Here is a 20304-nt window from a genome sequence, read left to right on the forward strand (position 1 = left end):
GGCCCGCCCAGGCAATGAAGATCAAACAGCCAAAAGCCGCTCGCGCAGTTTGGCAATCTCGTCACGCATCTGCGCCGCCGCTTCAAACTCCAGATCCCGCGCCAACTGATACATCTTCTCTTCCAGCGCACGAATACGCTTGGTGATCTCACTCGGCGAGCGCAGTTCGGCTTCGTACTTGGCGTTCTCTTCGGCGGCCTTGGCCATGCCTTTGCGCTTCTTGCTGCGCGAGCCCGGCACGGTGGCGCCTTCCATGATGTCGGCGACGTCCTTGATCACACCGCGCGGGGTGATGCCGTTTTCCAGGTTGAACGCGATCTGCTTGTCGCGACGCCGCTCGGTTTCGCCAATCGCCCGCTCCATCGAACCGGTCATGCGATCGGCATACAGAATCGCCCGACCATTAAGGTTACGCGCCGCACGGCCGATGGTCTGGATCAGCGAGCGCTCGGAACGCAGGAAGCCTTCCTTGTCCGCGTCGAGAATCGCCACCAGCGACACTTCCGGCATGTCGAGGCCTTCACGCAGCAGGTTGATCCCGACCAGCACATCAAAGGTGCCAAGGCGCAGGTCGCGGATGATCTCGACCCGCTCGACGGTGTCGATGTCCGAGTGCAGATAACGCACACGCACGCCGTGGTCGGCGAGGTAATCGGTGAGGTCTTCGGCCATGCGTTTGGTCAGCGTGGTGACCAGCACCCGCTCCTCGACCGCCACGCGTTTGCTGATTTCCGAGAGCAGATCGTCGACCTGAGTCAGCGCCGGGCGCACTTCTACCTGCGGGTCGACCAGACCGGTCGGCCGTACCACTTGCTCGACCACCCGCCCGGCGTGCTCGGCTTCGTAATTGCCCGGGGTCGCCGAGACAAAAATGGTCTGCGGGCTGACCCCTTCCCACTCGTCAAACCGCATTGGCCGGTTGTCCAGCGCTGACGGCAGACGGAAGCCATATTCAACGAGGGTTTCCTTACGCGAACGGTCGCCCTTATACATCGCGCCGACCTGCGGCACGCTGACGTGGGATTCGTCGATCACCAGCAAGGCATCCGCCGGCAGGTAATCGTAAAGGGTTGGCGGCGCGGCACCGGCCGGACGTCCAGACAGATAGCGCGAGTAGTTTTCGATGCCGTTGCAGTAACCCAGCTCGAGGATCATTTCCAGGTCGAAACGGGTGCGCTGCTCCAGCCGCTGGGCTTCGACCAGTTTATTGTTGCTGCGCAGGTATTCGAGGCGTTCCTGCAGTTCGACCTTGATGTGTTCGATGGCGTCGAGCAGGGTTTCCCGTGGCGTCACATAGTGGCTCTTCGGGTAGAAGGTGAAGCGCGGCATCTTGCGGATGACTTCACCGGTCAGCGGGTCGAACGCGGAAATACTTTCAACTTCGTCATCGAACAATTCGATGCGGATCGCTTCCAGATCGGATTCCGCCGGGTAAATGTCGATCACATCGCCGCGCACACGGAAGGTCGCACGGGCAAAATCCATGTCGTTGCGGGTGTATTGCAGGTCAGCCAAACGCCGCAGCAGTGCGCGCTGATCGAGCTTGTCGCCGCGATCAACGTGCAAGACCATTTTCAAATAGGTCTCCGGGCTACCCAGACCGTAGATGCACGACACCGTGGTGACGATGATCGCGTCCTTGCGCTCCAGCAACGCTTTGGTCGCGGACAGGCGCATCTGCTCGATGTGGTCGTTGATCGACGCATCCTTCTCGATGAAGGTGTCGGACGACGGCACATAGGCTTCGGGCTGGTAGTAGTCGTAGTAGGAAACGAAGTATTCGACGGCGTTGTTCGGGAAGAACGCCTTGAACTCGCCGTAAAGCTGCGCGGCGAGGGTCTTGTTCGGCGCCAGCACCAGCGTCGGGCGCTGTATTTGCGAGATCACATTGGCGATGCTGAAAGTCTTGCCCGAGCCGGTCACACCGAGCAGCGTCTGGTGCGCCAGGCCGGCTTCGATGCCCTCGACCAATTGGCGAATGGCCTCCGGCTGATCGCCGGCGGGCTCGAAGCGGGTGACGAGCTGGAATTCGGACATATACACCTCTGGGATCGCGGCATTCCGAGTAAAGCGGAGCACCACGGGGACGACCGCAAACGACCGGTGTCGCGCAAGAAAAAACCTGGATTGTGCTCAATGTGGTGGCGATTGCCTCACCTTTCAAGGCAAACGTCCTACATCCGGTAAAGACTCTGACACGCGCAGTCGACTAACGGTCAAGAAATAATCGGAAAAACTTACCCGAAAAGCCCAATCGCCTGTCGCCATTGTTCAGTAATGGCCTCTATACTAGCTCCCCGTTTGTGCACCGCTCTAGTGCATCCGGCTGGAGCGCGACACGTCCCTCCATTCTCCATTCAGAGCCGCCGCAATAATGAGCCTGTTCTCCGCTGTCGAAATGGCACCCCGCGATCCAATCCTGGGCCTCAACGAAGCATTCAACGCCGATACCCGGACCACCAAGGTCAACCTGGGCGTGGGTGTGTATTGCAACGAAGAGGGGCGAATTCCACTTCTGCGCGCCGTGATCGAAGCCGAAACCGTTCGCGCCGCTCAACACGCTTCGCGCGGTTACCTGCCGATCGATGGCATCGCTGCCTACGACCAAGCCGTGCAAAAGCTGCTGTTCGGTAACGACTCGCCGCTGATCAGCGCCGGTCGCGTCATCACCACTCAGGCCGTCGGCGGGACCGGCGCGCTGAAAATCGGTGCCGACTTCCTCAAGCAACTGCTGCCGAACGCCGTTGTGGCGATCAGCGACCCGAGCTGGGAAAACCACCGCGCGCTGTTCGAAACCGCCGGTTTCCCAGTGCAGAACTACCGTTACTACGACGCTGCCACCCACGACGTTAACCGTGCCGGCATGCTCGAAGACCTCAACGCCCTGCCGAACGGCTCGATCGTTATCCTCCACGCTTGCTGCCACAACCCGACCGGCGTCGACCTGACCCCGGCGGACTGGAACAACGTGCTGGAAGTGGTCAAGGCCAAAGGTCACGTGCCGTTCCTCGACATGGCTTATCAGGGTTTTGGCGACGGTATCGACGAAGACGCCGCTGCCGTGCGTCTGTTCGCTGAATCTGGCCTGACTTTCTTCGTGTCGAGTTCGTTCTCCAAGTCGTTCTCGCTGTACGGCGAGCGCGTTGGCGCCCTGTCGATCATCAGCGAATCGAAAGAAGAAAGCGCGCGCGTACTGTCGCAAGTCAAACGCGTGATCCGCACCAACTACTCCAACCCGCCGACCCACGGTGCCAGCATCGTCGCCGCTGTGCTGAACAGCCCGGAACTGCGCGCGCAGTGGGAAGCGGAACTGGCTGAAATGCGTCTGCGCATTCGCGGCATGCGTGAGCAGATGGTTGCCCTGCTGGCCGAGAAAGCCCCGGGCCGCGACTTCAGCTTCGTCGGTCGTCAGCGCGGCATGTTCTCCTACTCTGGCCTGACCACTGAGCAAGTGCATCGCCTGCGTAACGAGTTCGGCATCTACGCCCTGGACACCGGCCGCATCTGCGTGGCCGCGCTGAACCAGAGCAACATCAAGGCTGTGACGGATGCGATTGTTCAGGTCATCTGATTTCAGCGCGTGATGAAAAACGGGAAGCCTTGGGGCTTCCCGTTTTTTATTGTCACGAAACAATCCCCACAACCTCTAGACTGCACACAATCCAAATTGTGGGAGCGAGCCTGCTCGCGAATTCGGTTTGTCTGCCAACAATGATGGCGACTGACCCACCGCATTCGCGAGCAGGCTCGCTCCCACAGGTTATGCGTACATTCGAGATTTTTGAGAGAAACCATATGAAAAACGACAACCTGCGCGCCGACCGTGACGATCTGGATGATTTCATCCCTCGCGCCTCGGCCAAACGCGAAAAAAGCCTGGTGCTGCAAGTCGCCGCCGGCGTCTTCCTGGGTGGCCTAGTGCTGTGGCTGGTGCAACTGGCAGCCACCGCGGCCTACGCCAAACTGATGCTGGGCACTATTACCTTCGGCAGTTAAGCCAGTTCGCTCGCGCGCTGAGTCGCGGCATCGTCATAGACGACGTACAGCGATTCGGCGATCTGGCTTTTGATCGCCTTGGTGCTTTCCAGGCCGAGGACAAAACCTTCGGCCTTGCCGCCGGCGCGGTTCAATTCTTCAGCGGTGCCAGCCTGAGTGATTGCGTCGAAGAGTTTTTCGGCGTGTGGGCCGACGCCTTTGGGCAGGCTGATTTGCGCGATGCTCATGCGAACACCTCGTTGTTGCGGATTGAATGCTTCATGGCGCATACCTTTTCGGCGAATGGCCGGCAGCGCGTGTCACCACTTCCGGGCGGCCATGGTAGACCTCTGCTACGGTTCTGGTAACCGCCAATCGCTGACAAACCACCGTCCGTCCCGAGAATTCAATCATTTTTGCAACCGATGCTTGACTTCTCTTTTTGAATCAGTAACATACGCACCAATTCCGCAATAGCTCAGTTGGTAGAGCAAATGACTGTTAATCATTGGGTCCCTGGTTCGAGTCCAGGTTGTGGAGCCAAATAGCAAAGCCCCTGAATCGAAAGATTCAGGGGCTTTTTTGTGGGCGATGGAAAAGATCAGAAGATCGCAGCCTTCGGCAGCTCCTACAGATTCAGCGTTCATCCGTAGAATCGGCGGAGTATGAGATCTGTGTAGGAGCTGCCGAAGGCTGCGATCTTTTGATCTTGAAATGAAAAAGGGCCGATCTGTGTTTAACAGATCGGCCCTTTTTGTTTAGAGACAGCCGTCAGACGTGTTCGCTACTCTTCACCTGCACCTTCGGCGCACCGTGCCCATGATCGTGATCATCCGGCTCGATCACCGGCACTTCCTTGCCATCGCAGTCATGCAGCTTGCCGTCGCTGAAGTAATCGCCTTCACGCAGCGCCGCCAGATCGCGATAACGCAGAGTCCGCTCTTCCGCCGCCGCAAACACCGATTGCTGATCCGAGTTGCCCGCCGTGAAGTGGTTAAATGCCAAGTTGAGCAGGATCGCCATGATCGCCGACGAGCTGATGCCCGAGTGGAAAATGGTCGCGAACCAGCTCGGGAAATGATCGTAGAAGTTCGGCGCGGCAATCGGGATCATGCCGAAACCGATCGAGGTGGCGACGATGATCAGGTTGACGTTGTTGCGGTAATCAACCTTGGACAGCGTGCGGATACCACTCGCCGCCACGGTGCCGAACAGCACGATACCGGCGCCGCCGAGTACCGAGGTCGGCACCGCCGCGATGACCCGGCCCATGAACGGCAGCAGGCCGAGGATCACCAGGAAGATACCGCCCGTAGCGACCACGTAACGGCTCTTGATCCCGGTGACCGCCACCAGCCCGACGTTCTGGGCGAAAGCGCTCTGGGTGAACGAACCGAAGATCGGCGCAAACATGCTCGACAGCATGTCCGCGCGCAAACCATTGCCCAGACGCTTGGAATCGACCTTGGTGCCGATGATTTCACCGACCGCCAGAATGTCTGCCGACGTTTCTACCAGCGTCACCATGACCACGATGCACATCGACAGGATCGCGGCGAAGTGGAAGGTCGGCATGCCGAAATGGAACGGCGTCGGGAAGCCGAACATCGGGCCAGTGGTGACGTTGGAGAAGTCCGCCATGCCGAGGAACACCGCCAGCACCGTGCCGATCACCATGGCCAACAGGATCGACAGACGCGAGATGGTCGAGCTGCCGACCTTGCTCAGCAGCAGCACCAATACCAGCGTGACCGCCGCCAGACCGATGTTCTGCATGCTGCCGAAGTCCGGCGCGTGGCTGTTGCCGCCCATGGCCCAGCGTGCGGCCACCGGCATCAGCGTCAGGCCGATGGTGGTGATCACGATGCCGGTGACCAGCGGCGGGAAGAACTTGGTGATGCGCGAGAACACCGGTGTGATCAATAAGCCTATCAAGGACGCCGCAATCACTGCGCCGAGCACCGACTGGAAGCCGCCCTCCCCGCCACTGCTGACGATTGCAACCATGGTCGCCACACCGGAGAACGACACACCCTGTACCAGCGGCAACTGACAGCCAAAAAACGGTAGACCCAGGGTTTGCAGCAGCGTCGCCAGCCCCCCCGCAAACAATGAAGCAGCAATCAACAAACCTATGTCTGCCGGCGACAGGCCGGCCGCCTGGCCGATGATCAGTGGCACCGCAACGATACCGCCGTACATGGTCAGAACATGTTGCAGGCCGTAAGCCATATTCGCGCCGACCCCGAGATTTTCGTCCTCGGGCCGTTGGTGTGAAACATGGGGCGTTTTCATGGTGGGGGGTTCCCTGGTTTTTGTTATGCGCACACTGTATTCAATACTCACGACAAATGTCCATAGAGTTGTATACAACTTATCAGTCACATAATGGATAGGTAGCCACCCAACCTTCTATCCCGCCGCTTGCATCCCCCACAAATCCGGCAACACATGCGCTTCTGTGTCTGCGCCAACGCCCACTAGGCTGAAGTGTTCATGGCGACCAGCGGCGCGGTCGCACTCTTTTTTATACATATAAAGTATGCATAATGAAGTCATTCACTATTCAGTACGACAAAAGCAAGAACGCAGCCAACAAACTCAAGCACAAAGGCGTCAGCCTCGCCGAAACTGAACCGGTCTTGCACGACGAACGAGCACTGACGGTCGAGGACAACGACCATGACGAACAGCGCTGGATCACTATTGGCCTCAACGGCAAAGGGCGCTTGTTGGTCGTTGCTTACAGTTACCGGGATGCGAATGTCGTTCGAATCATTTCTGCACGTGTCGCCACACCCAGCGAACGTTGCGCTTATTTTCTGGAGGCTTGACCGATGAAAGACGAATATGACTTCTCTCAGGGCAAACGCGGTGCAGTGGCGCCCAACAAGGGTAAAACGCGCATTACCATCATGCTGGATGACGCCGTCATCGAAGCGGCGCGTACGGCCGCGGAGAGCGAAGGGTTCGGTTATCAGACGGTAATCAATAACACCCTGCGTCATGCCCTGCTCGATGCGATTGAAAAACCGGAACAAGCCGAATCAAGCGGGCAATTCAAGAAAGGCATCACCGCCGCAGACCTCAAGAGTCTCGAGAAAAAACTGTCGGCAGCGGTCGGGGAAATCCGCCGAGTTCTGGAGCCAGAAGCCAAGCCCTAGCCAGACACGGGCTCGATCATCCGCGCCAGAGACTGCCGCGTGTGGGGTAGATCCGGCAGGTGCAGAGCAAATTCGCGCGCCAGCAACTCAATCAGCTCATCGACCTGCGTCACTTCGCGCCGCTCACTATTGGCACCCATGCGATGGAAGGCGAAGCTGCCGTTGTTCAGCGTCTTGCGCCAGCCCTCCCCGGTGCGCGCGACCATCAGGCGCTGACTGAACGGTGACTCAGGATGTGTCGAGACGTACCAGTTGCCAATGGTGTAATCGATGTCTTCCTGGCGTTGCAGATCGAACAGGTACATCGATCGCCACTCCCCCGCCACCTTGGCACGCAGCATGTAGCCGTCGGGTTGTTTTTCAATGCGATAAGGTTCGTGAGGGGTCGCTTGCTCCGACTCGGTGTCGAGGAGCAGCGGTGCAGTCGGCACCATGCCACCAAAACCGACATCGGTGATGTAGCGCACATCGTCGATGGTCACCAGACTCAAGCGGTGCGTGCGCGCTGTCCAGTTGCCTTCGGGCTGATTCATCACCACGCGCCCGCTGATAGCGCGTGCGTCGAAGCCCAGTTCAAGCAACAAGGCAAAGAACAGGTTGTTGAGTTCGTAGCAGTAACCACCACGGCCACCGACGAGGATTTTTTCTTCGATGGACGGCAGGTCGATCAACACCGGCGCCCCGCTAATCGTCGCCAGGTTCTCGAAAGGAAACACGCCGGTGTGGCGCAATTGCAGCAGTCGCAGGGTGTCCAGTGTCGGCTCCGGTGGCGCTTCAAAACCGAGACGTTGCAGGTACAACTTCAGATTCGTCAGGCGAGGCTCACTCATTGCTCGGTCCTTATGCATGGGGCCGCAGTTCACTGCGTTGATGGTCGCCATGTATACGGGATCGGGCACTGGTTCCGACAATTGATTTCGCCAATCGCCCGCTAGCGTTTTTTCCGTGAACCGATACGGATCCACGTCGGCGCATGGTCACTGGCGTGGGGTTCGTTGCGCACCCAGGCATCTACCCCGGCCTCGTGCAAATACGGACTCAGCGCCGGATTGAGCAGTAGATGATCAATGCGCAAACCGGAATTGGTTTGCCAGTGCTGGCGGAAGTAATCCCAGAACGTATAGAGGCGATCCTCGGGATACAGATGGCGCAGCGAATCGGTCCAGCCCTGATCGAGCAAACGCTGATAACACTCGCGACTCTCGGGTTGCAGCAACGCATCCTTGAGCCACGAGCGGGTGTTGTAGATGTCCATGTCAGTGGGCACAACGTTGTAGTCACCCGCCAGCACCACCGGGTGATCGCTGCTTTGCAGGTCCTTCGCGTAGCTGATCAGCCTTTCGAACCACGCCAGTTTGTAATCGAACTTCGGTCCGGGCTGCGGGTTGCCATTCGGCAGGTACAGACACCCGACCAACACCCCATGCACCGCCGCTTCCAGATAACGACTGTGCTTGTCGTCGGGATCGCCGGGCAAACCGCGCCGACTCTCCAGCGGTTGCGCGTCACGGGCAAGAATCGCCACGCCGTTCCACGCGGCTTGTCCCTGCCAGATTGCGCCGTAACCGGCGGCTCCCAGTTCGGCGGCGGGGAACGCCGTGTCGACAGATTTGAGTTCTTGCAGGCAGGCGATGTCCGGTTGCTCGCGCTTGAGCCAATCCAGCAGATTCGGCAAACGAGCGCGTAAACCGTTGACGTTGTAGGTGGCGATCCGCAGGTTTTTCATCAACTGAGGCTCCTGCCCATGGGCTGTGAAAACTGTGACCTCGTGAACATCGTGGCGGTTGCATCGGATCCACCCGATGCGGCGTAATAGGCCCTCGCCATTCGCCCGCTCCGCCGAGACCTGATCCCCATGAAAACCACGCTGCAAGGTCAGCGCATTCTCCTGCGCCCGCTTGAGTATTCAGATGCCGCCGCCCTGCTCCATGCGGCCGCTGACGGCGAATTGTGGAACCTCACCGTCACCGTGGTGCCTTCAGCAAGCACCGTCGACAGCTACCTGAAAAAAGCCCTCGATGGCCGTGATGCCGGCACGGTGATGCCGTTCGTGATCGTGTTGAAAGATAGCGGCCAAGTCATCGGCTCGACGCGCTTCTGGAAGATCGACCCGCTCAATCGCAAGCTGGAAATCGGCAGCAGCTGGATCGCGGCGAGCTGGCAGAAATCCTTCGTCAACACCGAAGCCAAGTACCTGATGCTGCGTCACGCCTTCGAAGTCCTCGGTTGCGTGCGCGTGCAGTTCACCACCGACGAGAACAACCAGAAGTCGCGCAACGCGATTCTGCGTCTCGGCGCACAGCAGGAAGGCATTGTCCGCCACGAACGAATAATGCCGGACGGGCGCAAGCGCAACTCGGTGCGTTTCAGCATCATCGACGACGAGTGGCCGCAGGTGCGCTTGCATCTGGAGCAGAAACTCGCCGCCTACGCGTAAAACATTCAGGTACGATTGCGCAGCCATTGCAGAAAGCCTTTTTTCGGTGCGACCACCGGCGTTTCCTCGGTCAGCGATTGCGCCTTGTGCAGGCGATAATCGAGCAAGGCTTGCATCGCATCGTTGATGTCGTGGCGGGCGTCGAGGCACGGCTTGAGGTAGGACTTTTCGATGCGGTACAGCACGCAAAAGGTTTTCGCCGAAAAGTCCGCCGGCAACGCGGTATCGGACAAGATCCCAGCCTCGCCAATCACCTCCCCCGGTCCCATACGCCCGGACTCGAACGGCGTACCGTGACGTTTCAACGTCACCGACACCACACCGGACTCAATAATGAACAGATGATCGCTGACCTCGCCGCCCGCGAGAATGACTTCGCCGGCACGGAAGGTTTGCAGGTTCATGTTCTGGCTGAAGGTGTCTTTCTCCTCCTGGCGCAGGGTCGAGAAGATCGGCGAACTGTCGAGCAGTGCCCGTGGCCGCGACAGGTTAGTCGGCGCGCTGCTTTCATCACTCGACAGCAGATTGACCCCGGACGCCTGCAAATGCCGATACGCCAGGTCGAACAGCTGATTGCGCACCACACGCTTCTCGCCCATGGAGGCGACGAAACCGCTGATCTCGTATTCCGCACCGCTGCTGCCTGAGCTTTTCAGTGCGACGCTCGGTGCAGGTGTGTCGAGCAACTGGCGACAGCCCTGCATCGCCCGCTCCAGCGCATCGATCACCGAATTGGGCCGCGCATGCGGGCTGACCTGCACGCTGACTGCGACGCCGAACATATTGCTCGGCCGACTGAAGTTGATGATCTTGGCCTTGGCCGCCAGCGAGTTGGGGATCACCGCCATGCTGCCTTGGCTGGTCTGCAGGCGCGTGGCACGCCAGTCGATATCGGTGACCCGGCCTTCGGTGCCGTCGATGGAAATCCAGTCATCCAGTTGATACGGCTTGGTGGTGTTGAGGACGATCCCGGAGAACACATCGCTGAGCGTGCTCTGCAAGGCCAGACCGACGATGATCGCCAACGCGCCAGACGTCGCCAGCACGCCTTTGACCGGCAGATCCAGCACATAGGCCAGCGCCGCGATGATCGCGATAAGGAAAATCACCGCGCCGAGCAAGTCCTGCAACAGCCGCCCGGTGTGGCCGACCCGCTGCATCATCACCGCGCCGATCAACACCGTCAGAGTGCGCGCACCGAACAGCCACCAGCCAATCTGCAACCCGGTCGCCGCCAAATGCAGCGGCACGTTGTCGGCCCACGGTGCGGGCTCCATCGGGTTGAGGCCTTCGTTGAACAGCAGCACGCTGAACAGAGTGAAAATCAGCACCCGCACCAGCAGTTTCCACTCGCTGCCATGGGAGGAGATCAGACGCCACAGGCCCAGATCGAGGAGGATCAGGATCAACGCGCAGAACAACGGATGTTCGGTGAGCAGCGACAGCATCAAACAACTCCGACGGGGGCCAATCGCGAGAAGATCGCACAGATTGAGCAAGTGTAGGAGCAATTGATTTCAGAGCATGAACGCCCACGCAAAAACACCGCAAAACCCATGTAGGAGTGAGCCTGCTCGCGATGGCGGGGTATCAGTCGAAATCTCTTTGACTGACCCACCGCTATCGCGAGCAGGCTCACTCCTACAGGTATTGCGTAAGGCCTGGGTTATTTACCGTTAGTCAGGGTGCTGTAGCTGGTCATCAGGTTGCGGTAGTCGGGGATATGGTTGGAGAACAGCGTGCCCAGCCCTTCAATGTCGTTGCGCCAGTCGCGATGCAGTTCGCAGGCCAGCCCGAACCAAGTCATCAATTGCGCGCCGGCCGAGGACATGCGATTCCACGCCGATTCGCGGGTCAGTTCGTTGAACGTGCCCGAGGCATCGGTGACCACGAACACATCAAAACCTTCCTCTATCGCCGACAGCGCCGGGAACGCCACGCAGACCTCGGTCACCACACCAGCAATGATCAACTGCTTCTTGCCAGTCGCCTTGATCGCCTTGACGAAATCCTCGTTGTCCCAGGCGTTGATCTGCCCCGGACGGGCAATGTATGGCGCCTCGGGAAACAGTGCCTTGAGTTCCGGCACCAGCGGGCCATTCGGGCCGGTTTCAAAACTGGTGGTGAGGATTGTCGGCAGTTTGAAGTACTTGGCCAGATCGGCCAGCGCCAGCACGTTGTTCTTGAATTTGTCCGGATCGATGTCGCGCACCAGCGACAGCAGCCCGGCCTGATGGTCGACCAGCAACACCGCTGCGTTGTTCTTGTCCAGACGTTTGTATTGAGTGTTCATGTGCGTTTCCTCTTTTCTATAGGCAACAGCCATCCCTGGCCTGCGAACCGGCCTACGCGTCCTGTGTAGAGCGGAGTGGTGGTGCGTTAAGCGTGCATCTGGCCGAAGCGGCCGGACTGGAAGTCGGCGAACGCCTGGTGGATTTCCTGCTCGGTGTTCATCACGAACGGGCCATGGCCGACGATCGGTTCGTCGATCGGCTCGCCGCTGAGCAGCAACACCACGGCGTCCTGGCTGGCTTCGAGGGTCAGTTGCTGGCCGTCACGTTCGAACAGCGCCAATTGCCCTTCACGCACCGCTTCCACAGCGTTGACCTGAACCGAGCCTTTCAGCACCACCAGCGCGGTATTGCGGCCTTCATGCAGATCGAGCGTCAGCAACTTGCCGGCGTTCAGACGCAGATCCCACACATCGATCGGTGTGAAGGTGCGCGACGGGCCTTTGTGGCCCTCGAACTCACCGGCGATCAGGCGCAGGCTGCCGGCGTTGTCCTTGAGCGCGATGCTCGGGATGTCGCTGTCGAGAATGGTCTGGTAGCCCGGCGCGGCCATTTTGTCCTTGGCCGGCAGATTGACCCACAACTGGACCATTTCCAGTTTGCCGCCGGTTTTGGCGAAGTTTTCCGAATGGAATTCCTCGTGGAGGATCCCGGAAGCGGCCGTCATCCATTGCACATCGCCCGGGCCGATCACGCCGCCGCTGCCGATCGAGTCGCGGTGCTGCACTTCGCCTTCATACACGATAGTCACGGTTTCGAAACCACGGTGCGGATGCTGACCAACGCCACGCCGTTCGCTGGTCGGGGTGAAATCGGCCGGGCCGGCGTGATCGAGCAGCAGAAACGGGCTGATGTGTTTGCCCAGGTTGTCGTAGGAAAACAGCGTGCGAACCGGGAAACCATCGCCGACCCAATGGCCGCGCGGGCTGGTGTAGATACCGATGATGTTTTTCATGGTTGTCTCCAATTTGGGTGAGTGACGCGATGGATTAAGCTTAAATCCATGGGCATTAATGCACTAGACTGCAAAAATCAGCCTTAGCGTTCTATCTGGAGAACGATGGTGGAAGACCTCAACACCCTCTACTACTTCACCCAAGTGGTCGAACATCATGGTTTCGCCGCCGCAGGCCGCGCACTGGACATGCCCAAATCAAAACTCAGCCGGCGGATTTCCGAACTGGAAGAACGCCTCGGCGTGCGCCTGCTGCATCGCACCAGCCGCCATTGCTCGTTGACGGAAATCGGCCAGGCCTATTACCAGCGCTGCCTGGCCATGCGCGTCGAAGCCGAAAGCGCCGCCGAACTGATCGAGCGCAACCGCTCGGAACCGCAAGGGCTGGTGCGCCTGAGTTGCCCGACGGCGCTGCTCAACTCCTGGGTCGGGCCGATGCTCACGCGCTACATGCTCAAGTACCCGTTGGTGGAGTTGTTTATCGAGAGCACCAACCGCCGTGTCGATCTGCTGCACGAAGGTTTCGACATCGCCCTGCGAGTGCGCTTTCCGCCACTGGAAAACACCGACATGGTCATGAAAGTGCTCGGCAACAGCATGCAATCGGTGGTCGGCAGCCCACAGTTTGTCGAACGTCTGTCGTCACCGCCCTCGCCTGCTGACCTCAATGGCCTGCCGAGCCTGCATTGGGGCGCGGCGCAGCGTGAATATCAGTGGGAACTGCTTGGGCCGAATGACAACACGGCGCTGATTCGGCATACGCCGCGGATGGTCACCGATGACTTGATTGCCTTGCGTCAGGCGGTGATTGCCGGCGTTGGCGTGGCGCATCTGCCAAGCGTAGTCGTGCGAGAGGACATTGCCGCCGGACGAGTCGTGGAGTTGATTCCGGGGTGGGCACCGAAATGCGGGGTGGTGCACGCGATCTTTCCGTCGCGGCGCGGGTTGTTGCCGTCGGTGCGGACGTTGATTGATTTTCTCGGGGAGGAGTTTGCCCACAGCGACATTGCCTGAATCGGTGGTGCGCCCTTCGCGAGCAGGCTCGCTCCCACAAGAGCACGCATTGCAATGTGGGAGCGAGCCTGTTCGCGAAGAGGCCAACCCGGACAACACAAACCCTGGAAATGATTCATGACTTCTGATCAACAGTGCTTTGCCCCACCAGCGGTTTTTCTCAACGATACAGACACGGATACTCCCGGCCATTCCCACTGCAACCCTGGAGTCTTTCATGTCTGTTCCCGCTTTCGGCCTTGGCACGTTTCGCCTGCAAGGCCAGGTCGTCATTGACTCAGTGAGCACCGCCCTTGAACTCGGCTACCGGGTCATCGACACCGCGCAAATCTACGAAAACGAAGCCGATGTCGGCCAGGCCATCGCCGCCAGTGGCATCCCGCGCGAAGAGCTGTTCCTCACCAGCAAGATCTGGGTCGCCAACTTCGCCAAGGATCGCTTGATCGACAGCCTCAAGGACAGCCTGCAGAAATTGCAGACCGACTACCTCGACCTGACCTTGATTCACTGGCCGTCGCCGGATAACCAGGTCCCGGTGGAAGAATTCATGGGCGCCCTGCTGGAAGCCAAACGCCTGGGCCTGACCCGGCAGATCGGTGTGTCCAACTTCACCATCGATTTGATGAAGCAGGCGATTGCTGCGGTCGGTGTCGACAACATCACGACCAACCAGATCGAACTGCACCCGTACCTGCAAAACCGTAAAGTCGTCGAGTTTGCACAGAGCCAAGGCATTCACATCACTTCGTACATGACCCTCGCTTACGGTGAAGTGCTGAAAGATCCGCTGATCCAGCAAATCGCCGAGCGCCTGCAGGCCACCCCGGCGCAAGTCACCCTCGCCTGGGCGATGCAGTCGGGCTACGCGGTGATTCCGTCGTCGACCAAACGCGCCAACCTGCAAAGCAACCTTGCCGCCACCGCGCTGACGTTGAGCGAAAACGACATGACGCTGATTGCCACGCTTGATCGCGGCCATCGCCTGACAAGCCCGAAAGGCATCGCACCAGACTGGGACTGATCCGGCGATATTGCCCGTTCAGGCCTGCAGACGTTGCGCGAGACCGGTCATGGCCTTGCGCAACGTCTCGACTGCGATGCCCAGCGTGGCCGCTTGCGCCTGTTGACTCGCCAGCTCCAGATCAACACACGCCGCCACTACTTGCGCCGCGCCCACCATCTGCGCCCCGCCCTTGATGTGATGAGTCAGTTCACGCAGCCCTGCGCGATCCTGCTCAGGTTGCAAATCAGCAAGACGTTGCAGATCGAGTTGCAAACTGTTCAACACTTCCTTGCGCAATTGTTCGATCAAGCCACGATCATCCCCGGCCATTTGCTCCAGGGTGCTCAGGTCGATTTCCGCCAGCACCGGCGTTTCGCCGGGGTCAACCGCGATGTCGCAATGACTGGCCGCCGCCAATGCCTGCGCCAGGTCATGCAAGCGGATCGGTTTGAACAGACATTCGTCCATGCCGGCATGCAGGCAACGCATCCGCTCCTCGACCTGCGCGTTGGCGGTAAAACCAAGAATCAGACAGGGTTGGCGGCCGGCAAGCGACTCTTCATCACGGATCGCCCGCGCCAGTTGATAACCGTTGCGCCGCGGCATGTTGCAATCGGTGATTACCACATCAAACGCTTGCGCCCGCCAGCGCTCCAGCCCTTCATCGCCGTTCTCGGTGTCGACCGTACGATGGCCGAGTTCACTCAACTGCCAGCACAACAGCAAGCGGTTCACCGGATGATCGTCCACCACCAGAACATTCAGTGAACACGTCGCGGTGAGCGCAGTGTCTGAGGGCTCCGGGGCCTGTGCGAGGGCTTCCAACAGCGGCAGTTCGAGACTGACTTCGACCTGTGTTCCTGCGCCCGGTGTACTGTCGAGTCGCAGCGTGCCGCCCATCATTTCGCAGAGACTGCGACTGATCACCAGACCCAGTCCGGAGCCGCTGCGTGCGGTTTTCGAATCATGGCTCGCCTGTACGAACGGGCTGAACAGCCGTCGCCGATCGTCTTGGCTGATCCCCACACCGCTGTCTTCAATGACGACTTTCACCGCCAGGTGCTCGGCGGCCATTGTGGTCACCACCAGTCGCAGGCTGACCTCGCCCTCCTCGGTGAACTTGATCGCATTGCTCAGCAGATTCGACAGCACTTGCTTGAAGCGCGTCGGATCGATCAGCACGTCCACATTGCTGCGAGCATCGAGTTCGATGTGCCACAGCAAACGCTTCTGCCGCGCCAGCCCTTCAAACACCCGGCACACCGACACCACCAGCTCGCGCAGGTTGGCGCGTTCGGGGGCGAGGGACAAATGCCCGGCCTCGATCCGCGCGATGTCGAGAATATCGCCGATCAGCGCCAGCAATTGTTGCCCGGCATTGGACGCCACCTGAATCGCCAATCGATCGGTCACGCCTTCCTCGGCGCGCTTCAAGGCCAGTTCGAGCATGCCGATCAAGGCATTCATCGGTGTACGGATTTCATGGCTCATGGTCGCCAGAAACGTGGTTTTGGCCCGATTGGCGTCGTCAGCGGCGTCCTTGGCCTCCTGCAATTGCTGCAGCCACTGCTGTCGCCGGCGAATCTGTTGCCGCTGAAAAACGATCCAGCCCAGCGCCAGCGCCAACAACACCGCCGCGCCGGCGAAGCCTAGGAGAATCTCGCGACGATGCTGTAACCAATAACTGCCTTCCACCACCACATCGTGGCTCCAGCGCTCCACCAGTTCGTCCATCTGTTGCGGGGCGATGCTCAACAGCGCCTTGTTCAGGATCGAATGCAGTGCCAGCATCTGCGGGGCCGTCGCCAACGCAATGCGCGCCGGTTGATCGCCGATGGTCCCCGTAATGCGCAGGCGCTCGCGGTAGTGACGTGCGATCAGAAAGCGTGCCACCAGCAACGAACTCACCGTGGCGTCGACCTGGCCTTTGGCAATCAATGCCATGCCTTCAGCGGGGCTTTTGACGTCGACCAGACGGATCTGCGGCACGCGCCCCAAGAGATAACTGCGCAACGGATGACCGCGATAAATGGCCAGCCGCTTGCCTGCCAGATCATCAAGATTGAGCGGCCCTTGCGCAGTAATTGCACTGACCAGCACAAACGGATTGTTCAGATAGGCGCGGGTAAATTGCAGTTCGGTTTCGCGCTCGCTGCTCGGCGTCACCACCGGCAACACATCCAGTTCACCGGCCTTGAGCTGTTCGATCTGACGATCCAGCGACGTTCCGCGCACAATCTCGAAGTTCAACCCGCTGCGCTGGCTGATCAAACTCAGCAGTTGCGCCGTCAGCCCACTGAAACGGCCATCGGCATCGAAAAACGTCAGCGGTGCGAAATCTTCGATGGCGCCGACCCGGACCACGGGATGCTGGTCCAGCCACTCCTGTTCATTGGCACTGAGTTGCACCCGGCTCTGCTCAGCCATCTCGGCCTGGCCTACGCTCCAGCGTTGCTCGATGCGCTGGCGACGCTCCATGGGAATGGCCGCCAGTGCCTTGTCAACGATGCGTTTGAGGCGCGCATCGCTGCGCAACAGGGCAAAGCTGAACGAAAGGGCATCCAGCCCCGCAGGACCGGCCAGTTGCAGGTCGTTGCGATAATTGGTGTTGATCAGGTAGTTGCCACTGGTTAAGTCGCCCAGATAACCGTCTTTCGCGCCAAAGGCCACCGCACCCAGCGCATCCATCGCCGAAGGGTAAAGCTGCACGTTTGCCAAGGGATAAAACGCTTGCACGCTCGCCAGCGGCAGATAGTCCTCGACCATGGCCAGACGCTTGCCGGCCAGATCGCTCGGCAATTGTTCTCCGAGCCGGGTCACCAGCATCGGCTGATCTTCAGCGTAGGCACGGGACAGGATGAAGGCGGGGTCGGCGGCTTCAAAACTGTTGGACGTGCCCAGCAGATCGAGATCGCCGCGTTTAAGTGCCGTCATCACCGCGTCACGGTTGGCAAAACGCTGGACTTCGATGCGCACGCCGAGCAATTGCGCCAGCAGATCTGCGTAATCGGCAGTCAGCCCCTCGAGTTCCTGTTGATTGCGGGTAATTTCGAACGGCGGGTAATCCGGCCCGGAAATCCCCATGCGCAGCACCGGGTGCTGACGCAGCCATTGGCGATCCTGTTCGTCGAGGCGCAGCTGGACGTTTTCCAGTCCGGTGCGGCTCAGCAATTGCAGCACCTGCGGCGTGTCACTGGCCCAGCAGGTGGCCATCAGGCTCAAGCCCAAACACATAATCCAGCGGCCCGGCCTCATGTGCGGTCGCTCAGATCACATGATTGCGCTTGGCGAAATCGCGCAAGTGCACTGCTGAACTGACCCCGAGTTTTTTCATCAGACGGGTCTTGTAGGTACTCACGGTCTTGTGGCTCAGGTGCATGTCCTCGGCAATCGCCTTGTTGGACTTGCCCTGTCCCAATTGCTGAAAAATGCTCAACTCACGGTCGGAAAGCTGATCGATCATCTGTTTTTCCGTGGTTTGCACGGCATTCAGCGTACTGAAACTGTCCGGGAGTGAGGAAAAATAGGTGTGGCCCGACATCACAGCTCGAATGGCGTTGCGCAGTTGCTCCAGTTGATTGGTTTTGGTCACGTAGGCCATGGCTCCGGCCCGTACGCAGCGATCCTGATAGAACATGGGTTCGTGTGTACTGAACACCAGCACTCGGCAAGCAAAATCATTGGCCTTGATCCTGGCAAGAACCTGCAGCCCGTTGCTTCCCGGCAAATTCAGATCGAGTATCACCAATCGAGGCTGGTGTTCCCGAATGAGCGACACCACCTCGTTGCCTTGGGACGCCTCGTAGATCTGCTTGAATCCTGCGGCTTGCAACACGATCCGGATGGCGGCGCGCACCACCGGATGATCGTCGACGATCAGCGCTGACTTCATGGCCACTCCCGGTGCAAAGTCTGACGAACAGGCCACCGATGGGGGCTGATCCAGACTCAGTGGCTGCGCCGGGACTGTTACATGGAACGGCGAGCAAATCACCTGTCAGACCTGACAGTTGCGGCCAGTGAGTTTTTATGCATGAGCAACGATTTTCACCGACGAGTACGGCTGGCTGGCTGACAACACTTGCCGCCTCGCAGGTGTATCGACCAACGCCATCAGCTGACTGATCGACTGTTTTGAGGGCAGTGCCAAATGGCTGACTTGCACATTTTCCCGGGCGAAACCCGAGGCCTGTTGTAACGGCGCCGTGGCTTCGTTGTAGATCAGCACCTGACGAACCTGCGGGTTATCCAGGAAAAAACCCAGCAGATCCAGCGAGCCCTTGGCGAGTTCGGCATTGATGACCACCGCATCGAACGGCTCGCACCCGAAGTCCACCAGCGTCAGCAGTTCGGTCAGGCTCTGTGCCGGAGCCACACGGTAATAATCGAGGCTGTTGAACAGACGCTCGATTTTCATCCGGTGGAAATGCTGCGTGTCGGCGATCAGGATGCGCAGGGCTTTATTGATCATGGTCAATCTCCCGGGGTCACGGTTTCTGGGTGCGGCAAGACTACGCAAGCCCCGGGGCCGGTTCTGTAGGAATATTCCGAAAAATACGGTTATTCATCGCAGGCTCAACGAGCCTGACCATCACTCGACGCTTTGGTGACCGTCTCAACCCCCTGGAAGATGGAGAGCGGTTTATTCGGTAGTACTTTTATTCAGTAGTGCTAGGACTCCAGAACGCCTGCACCACCAGCGCCGATGTGGAAATCCGCGCCACCAGAGCGTCGAGTTCATCACCATCGACCGACGTCGTCGCCAGCGTCGCTTCGATCTCGATTTCATCGGCGCCGAACGCATGCACATCGACGTCGCTGGCCGGGTAGTTGCTGCGCTCCAGCTCCGCTTCAAGCAAGGCGAACACGGCGGTTTGCTGGGAGCGGCGGGCGATGACGTAGACGATATTGGTGACTTCCGCCGAGACCACGTCCAGTGGCTGACGGTTGATGTTGTTGACGATCGGCCGCAGCAAGGTATTGGCGGCGAGGATGAACAGCGTGCCGAGTACGGCTTCGGCGAGCAGATCGGCCCCGGCACAGGCGCCGACCGCTGCGGAGGTCCACAGGGTCGCGGCAGTGTTGAGGCCGCGCACGTTGCCCTCTTCGCGCATGATCACCCCGGCGCCGAGAAAGCCGATGCCGGAGACCACGTAGGCAACCACGCGCACCGCGCCTTCGGCACCCGCGAGACGGTTGGCCATGTCGACGAAAATCGCTGCGCCGACGGCGACCAGCACATTGGTGCGCAGGCCGGCGGTGCGTTGCCGGTACTGGCGCTCGAAGCCGATCAGACCGCCGAGAATGAATGCAGCGCTGAGGCTGACGAGGGTGTCGAGCAGCGAATCGAGGTTGAGGTTGTTGATGGCTTGCATAAAAAATCCTTGAAAACACGCGATCCCTGTAGGAGTGAGCCTGCTCGCGATAGCGGTGTGTCAGTCACCGCAATATTGACTGAAACACCG

19 protein-coding genes and 1 tRNA gene are annotated in these 20304 nt (G+C 59.4%); 8 read left to right on the forward strand and 12 right to left on the reverse strand.

Annotated elements, in window-relative coordinates; translation table 11 throughout:
- Positions 1 to 21 precede the first annotated feature (21 nt).
- Entirely contained in the window at positions 22 to 2037 is a 2016-nt protein-coding gene (uvrB, locus tag KBP52_RS08020; RefSeq protein WP_007913411.1) for an excinuclease ABC subunit UvrB, read from the reverse strand.
- Between the two features lie 337 nt (positions 2038 to 2374).
- Here uvrB and KBP52_RS08025 point away from each other — a divergent pair, with 337 nt between their 5' ends.
- The gene (locus tag KBP52_RS08025; protein WP_077571911.1) at positions 2375 to 3571 is read left to right on the forward strand and encodes an amino acid aminotransferase; all 1197 of its coding nucleotides are present in this window, start codon (positions 2375 to 2377) and stop codon (positions 3569 to 3571) included.
- Between the two features lie 224 nt (positions 3572 to 3795).
- Positions 3796 to 3996: a hypothetical protein gene (locus KBP52_RS08030; protein ID WP_053118898.1), complete on the forward strand. Its 201-nt coding sequence runs from the start codon at positions 3796 to 3798 to the stop codon at positions 3994 to 3996.
- Here KBP52_RS08030 and KBP52_RS08035 read toward each other — a convergent pair.
- On the reverse strand, positions 3993 to 4223 hold the full coding sequence (locus tag KBP52_RS08035; protein WP_077571910.1) for a hypothetical protein: 231 nt from the start codon (positions 4221 to 4223) through the stop codon (positions 3993 to 3995). The two genes, KBP52_RS08030 and KBP52_RS08035, sit on opposite strands and share 4 nt — an antisense overlap.
- A 219-nt stretch (positions 4224 to 4442) precedes the next feature.
- Here KBP52_RS08035 and KBP52_RS08040 point away from each other — a divergent pair.
- Positions 4443 to 4518, forward strand: a tRNA-Asn gene (locus KBP52_RS08040).
- A gap of 228 nt (positions 4519 to 4746) precedes the next feature.
- Here KBP52_RS08040 and KBP52_RS08045 read toward each other — a convergent pair.
- Positions 4747 to 6270: a nucleobase:cation symporter-2 family protein gene (locus KBP52_RS08045; protein WP_077571909.1), complete on the reverse strand. Its 1524-nt coding sequence runs from the start codon at positions 6268 to 6270 to the stop codon at positions 4747 to 4749.
- Positions 6271 to 6524: 254 nt separating this feature from the next.
- Here KBP52_RS08045 and KBP52_RS08050 point away from each other — a divergent pair, with 254 nt between their 5' ends.
- A complete protein-coding gene (locus tag KBP52_RS08050; RefSeq protein ID WP_077571908.1) occupies positions 6525 to 6809 on the forward strand; it encodes a BrnT family toxin in 285 nt (94 codons plus the stop codon).
- 3 nt (positions 6810 to 6812) lie between these two features.
- Complete coding sequence (locus tag KBP52_RS08055) at positions 6813 to 7139, forward strand: BrnA antitoxin family protein (protein WP_212622563.1); 327 nt, start codon at positions 6813 to 6815, stop codon at positions 7137 to 7139.
- Here KBP52_RS08055 and KBP52_RS08060 read toward each other — a convergent pair.
- Entirely contained in the window at positions 7136 to 7969 is an 834-nt protein-coding gene (locus tag KBP52_RS08060) for an arylamine N-acetyltransferase (RefSeq protein WP_212622564.1), read from the reverse strand. The genes KBP52_RS08055 and KBP52_RS08060 overlap by 4 nt on opposite strands.
- Before the next feature lie 101 nt (positions 7970 to 8070).
- Positions 8071 to 8865 (reverse strand): exodeoxyribonuclease III, encoded by a 795-nt coding sequence (gene xth, locus KBP52_RS08065; protein ID WP_212622565.1) that lies wholly within the window; start codon positions 8863 to 8865, stop codon positions 8071 to 8073.
- Positions 8866 to 8994: 129 nt separating this feature from the next.
- Here xth and KBP52_RS08070 point away from each other — a divergent pair, with 129 nt between their 5' ends.
- On the forward strand, positions 8995 to 9576 hold the full coding sequence (locus tag KBP52_RS08070; protein ID WP_077571905.1) for a GNAT family protein: 582 nt from the start codon (positions 8995 to 8997) through the stop codon (positions 9574 to 9576).
- Between the two features lie 5 nt (positions 9577 to 9581).
- On the opposite strand, the gene KBP52_RS08075 is transcribed toward KBP52_RS08070, so the two are convergent.
- From KBP52_RS08075 to KBP52_RS08085, 3 genes are all read right to left on the reverse strand, one after another.
- On the reverse strand, positions 9582 to 11024 hold the full coding sequence (locus KBP52_RS08075) for a mechanosensitive ion channel family protein (RefSeq protein WP_212622566.1): 1443 nt from the start codon (positions 11022 to 11024) through the stop codon (positions 9582 to 9584).
- Between the two features lie 218 nt (positions 11025 to 11242).
- Complete coding sequence (ycaC, locus tag KBP52_RS08080; protein WP_212622567.1) at positions 11243 to 11869, reverse strand: isochorismate family cysteine hydrolase YcaC; 627 nt, start codon at positions 11867 to 11869, stop codon at positions 11243 to 11245.
- 86 nt (positions 11870 to 11955) lie between these two features.
- On the reverse strand, positions 11956 to 12822 hold the full coding sequence (locus tag KBP52_RS08085; protein ID WP_212622568.1) for a pirin family protein: 867 nt from the start codon (positions 12820 to 12822) through the stop codon (positions 11956 to 11958).
- Positions 12823 to 12927: 105 nt separating this feature from the next.
- Between KBP52_RS08085 and KBP52_RS08090 the strand changes: the two genes are divergently transcribed.
- Positions 12928 to 13836, forward strand: a complete 909-nt coding sequence (locus KBP52_RS08090) for a LysR substrate-binding domain-containing protein (protein WP_077571901.1) — start codon at positions 12928 to 12930, stop codon at positions 13834 to 13836.
- Between the two features lie 217 nt (positions 13837 to 14053).
- Complete coding sequence (dkgB, locus tag KBP52_RS08095; RefSeq protein ID WP_212622569.1) at positions 14054 to 14857, forward strand: 2,5-didehydrogluconate reductase DkgB; 804 nt, start codon at positions 14054 to 14056, stop codon at positions 14855 to 14857.
- Positions 14858 to 14875: 18 nt separating this feature from the next.
- Here the strand turns inward: dkgB and KBP52_RS08100 are convergent, their stop codons facing one another.
- From KBP52_RS08100 to KBP52_RS08115, 4 genes are all read right to left on the reverse strand, one after another.
- Positions 14876 to 18094, reverse strand: coding sequence for a transporter substrate-binding domain-containing protein (locus KBP52_RS08100; RefSeq protein WP_212622570.1), 3219 nt, complete (start codon positions 18092 to 18094; stop codon positions 14876 to 14878).
- Between the two features lie 10 nt (positions 18095 to 18104).
- On the reverse strand, positions 18105 to 18731 hold the full coding sequence (locus KBP52_RS08105; RefSeq protein ID WP_116030994.1) for a response regulator transcription factor: 627 nt from the start codon (positions 18729 to 18731) through the stop codon (positions 18105 to 18107).
- A 135-nt stretch (positions 18732 to 18866) separates the two neighbouring features.
- Entirely contained in the window at positions 18867 to 19310 is a 444-nt protein-coding gene (locus KBP52_RS08110; protein WP_077571897.1) for a chemotaxis protein CheY, read from the reverse strand.
- Between the two features lie 187 nt (positions 19311 to 19497).
- Positions 19498 to 20214 (reverse strand): MgtC/SapB family protein, encoded by a 717-nt coding sequence (locus KBP52_RS08115; protein ID WP_007913384.1) that lies wholly within the window; start codon positions 20212 to 20214, stop codon positions 19498 to 19500.
- Positions 20215 to 20304: the final 90 nt, after the last annotated feature.

It is taken from the genome of Pseudomonas sp. SCA2728.1_7, from assembly GCF_018138145.1.
Classification (GTDB): Bacteria; Pseudomonadota; Gammaproteobacteria; order Pseudomonadales; family Pseudomonadaceae; genus Aquipseudomonas; species Aquipseudomonas koreensis_A.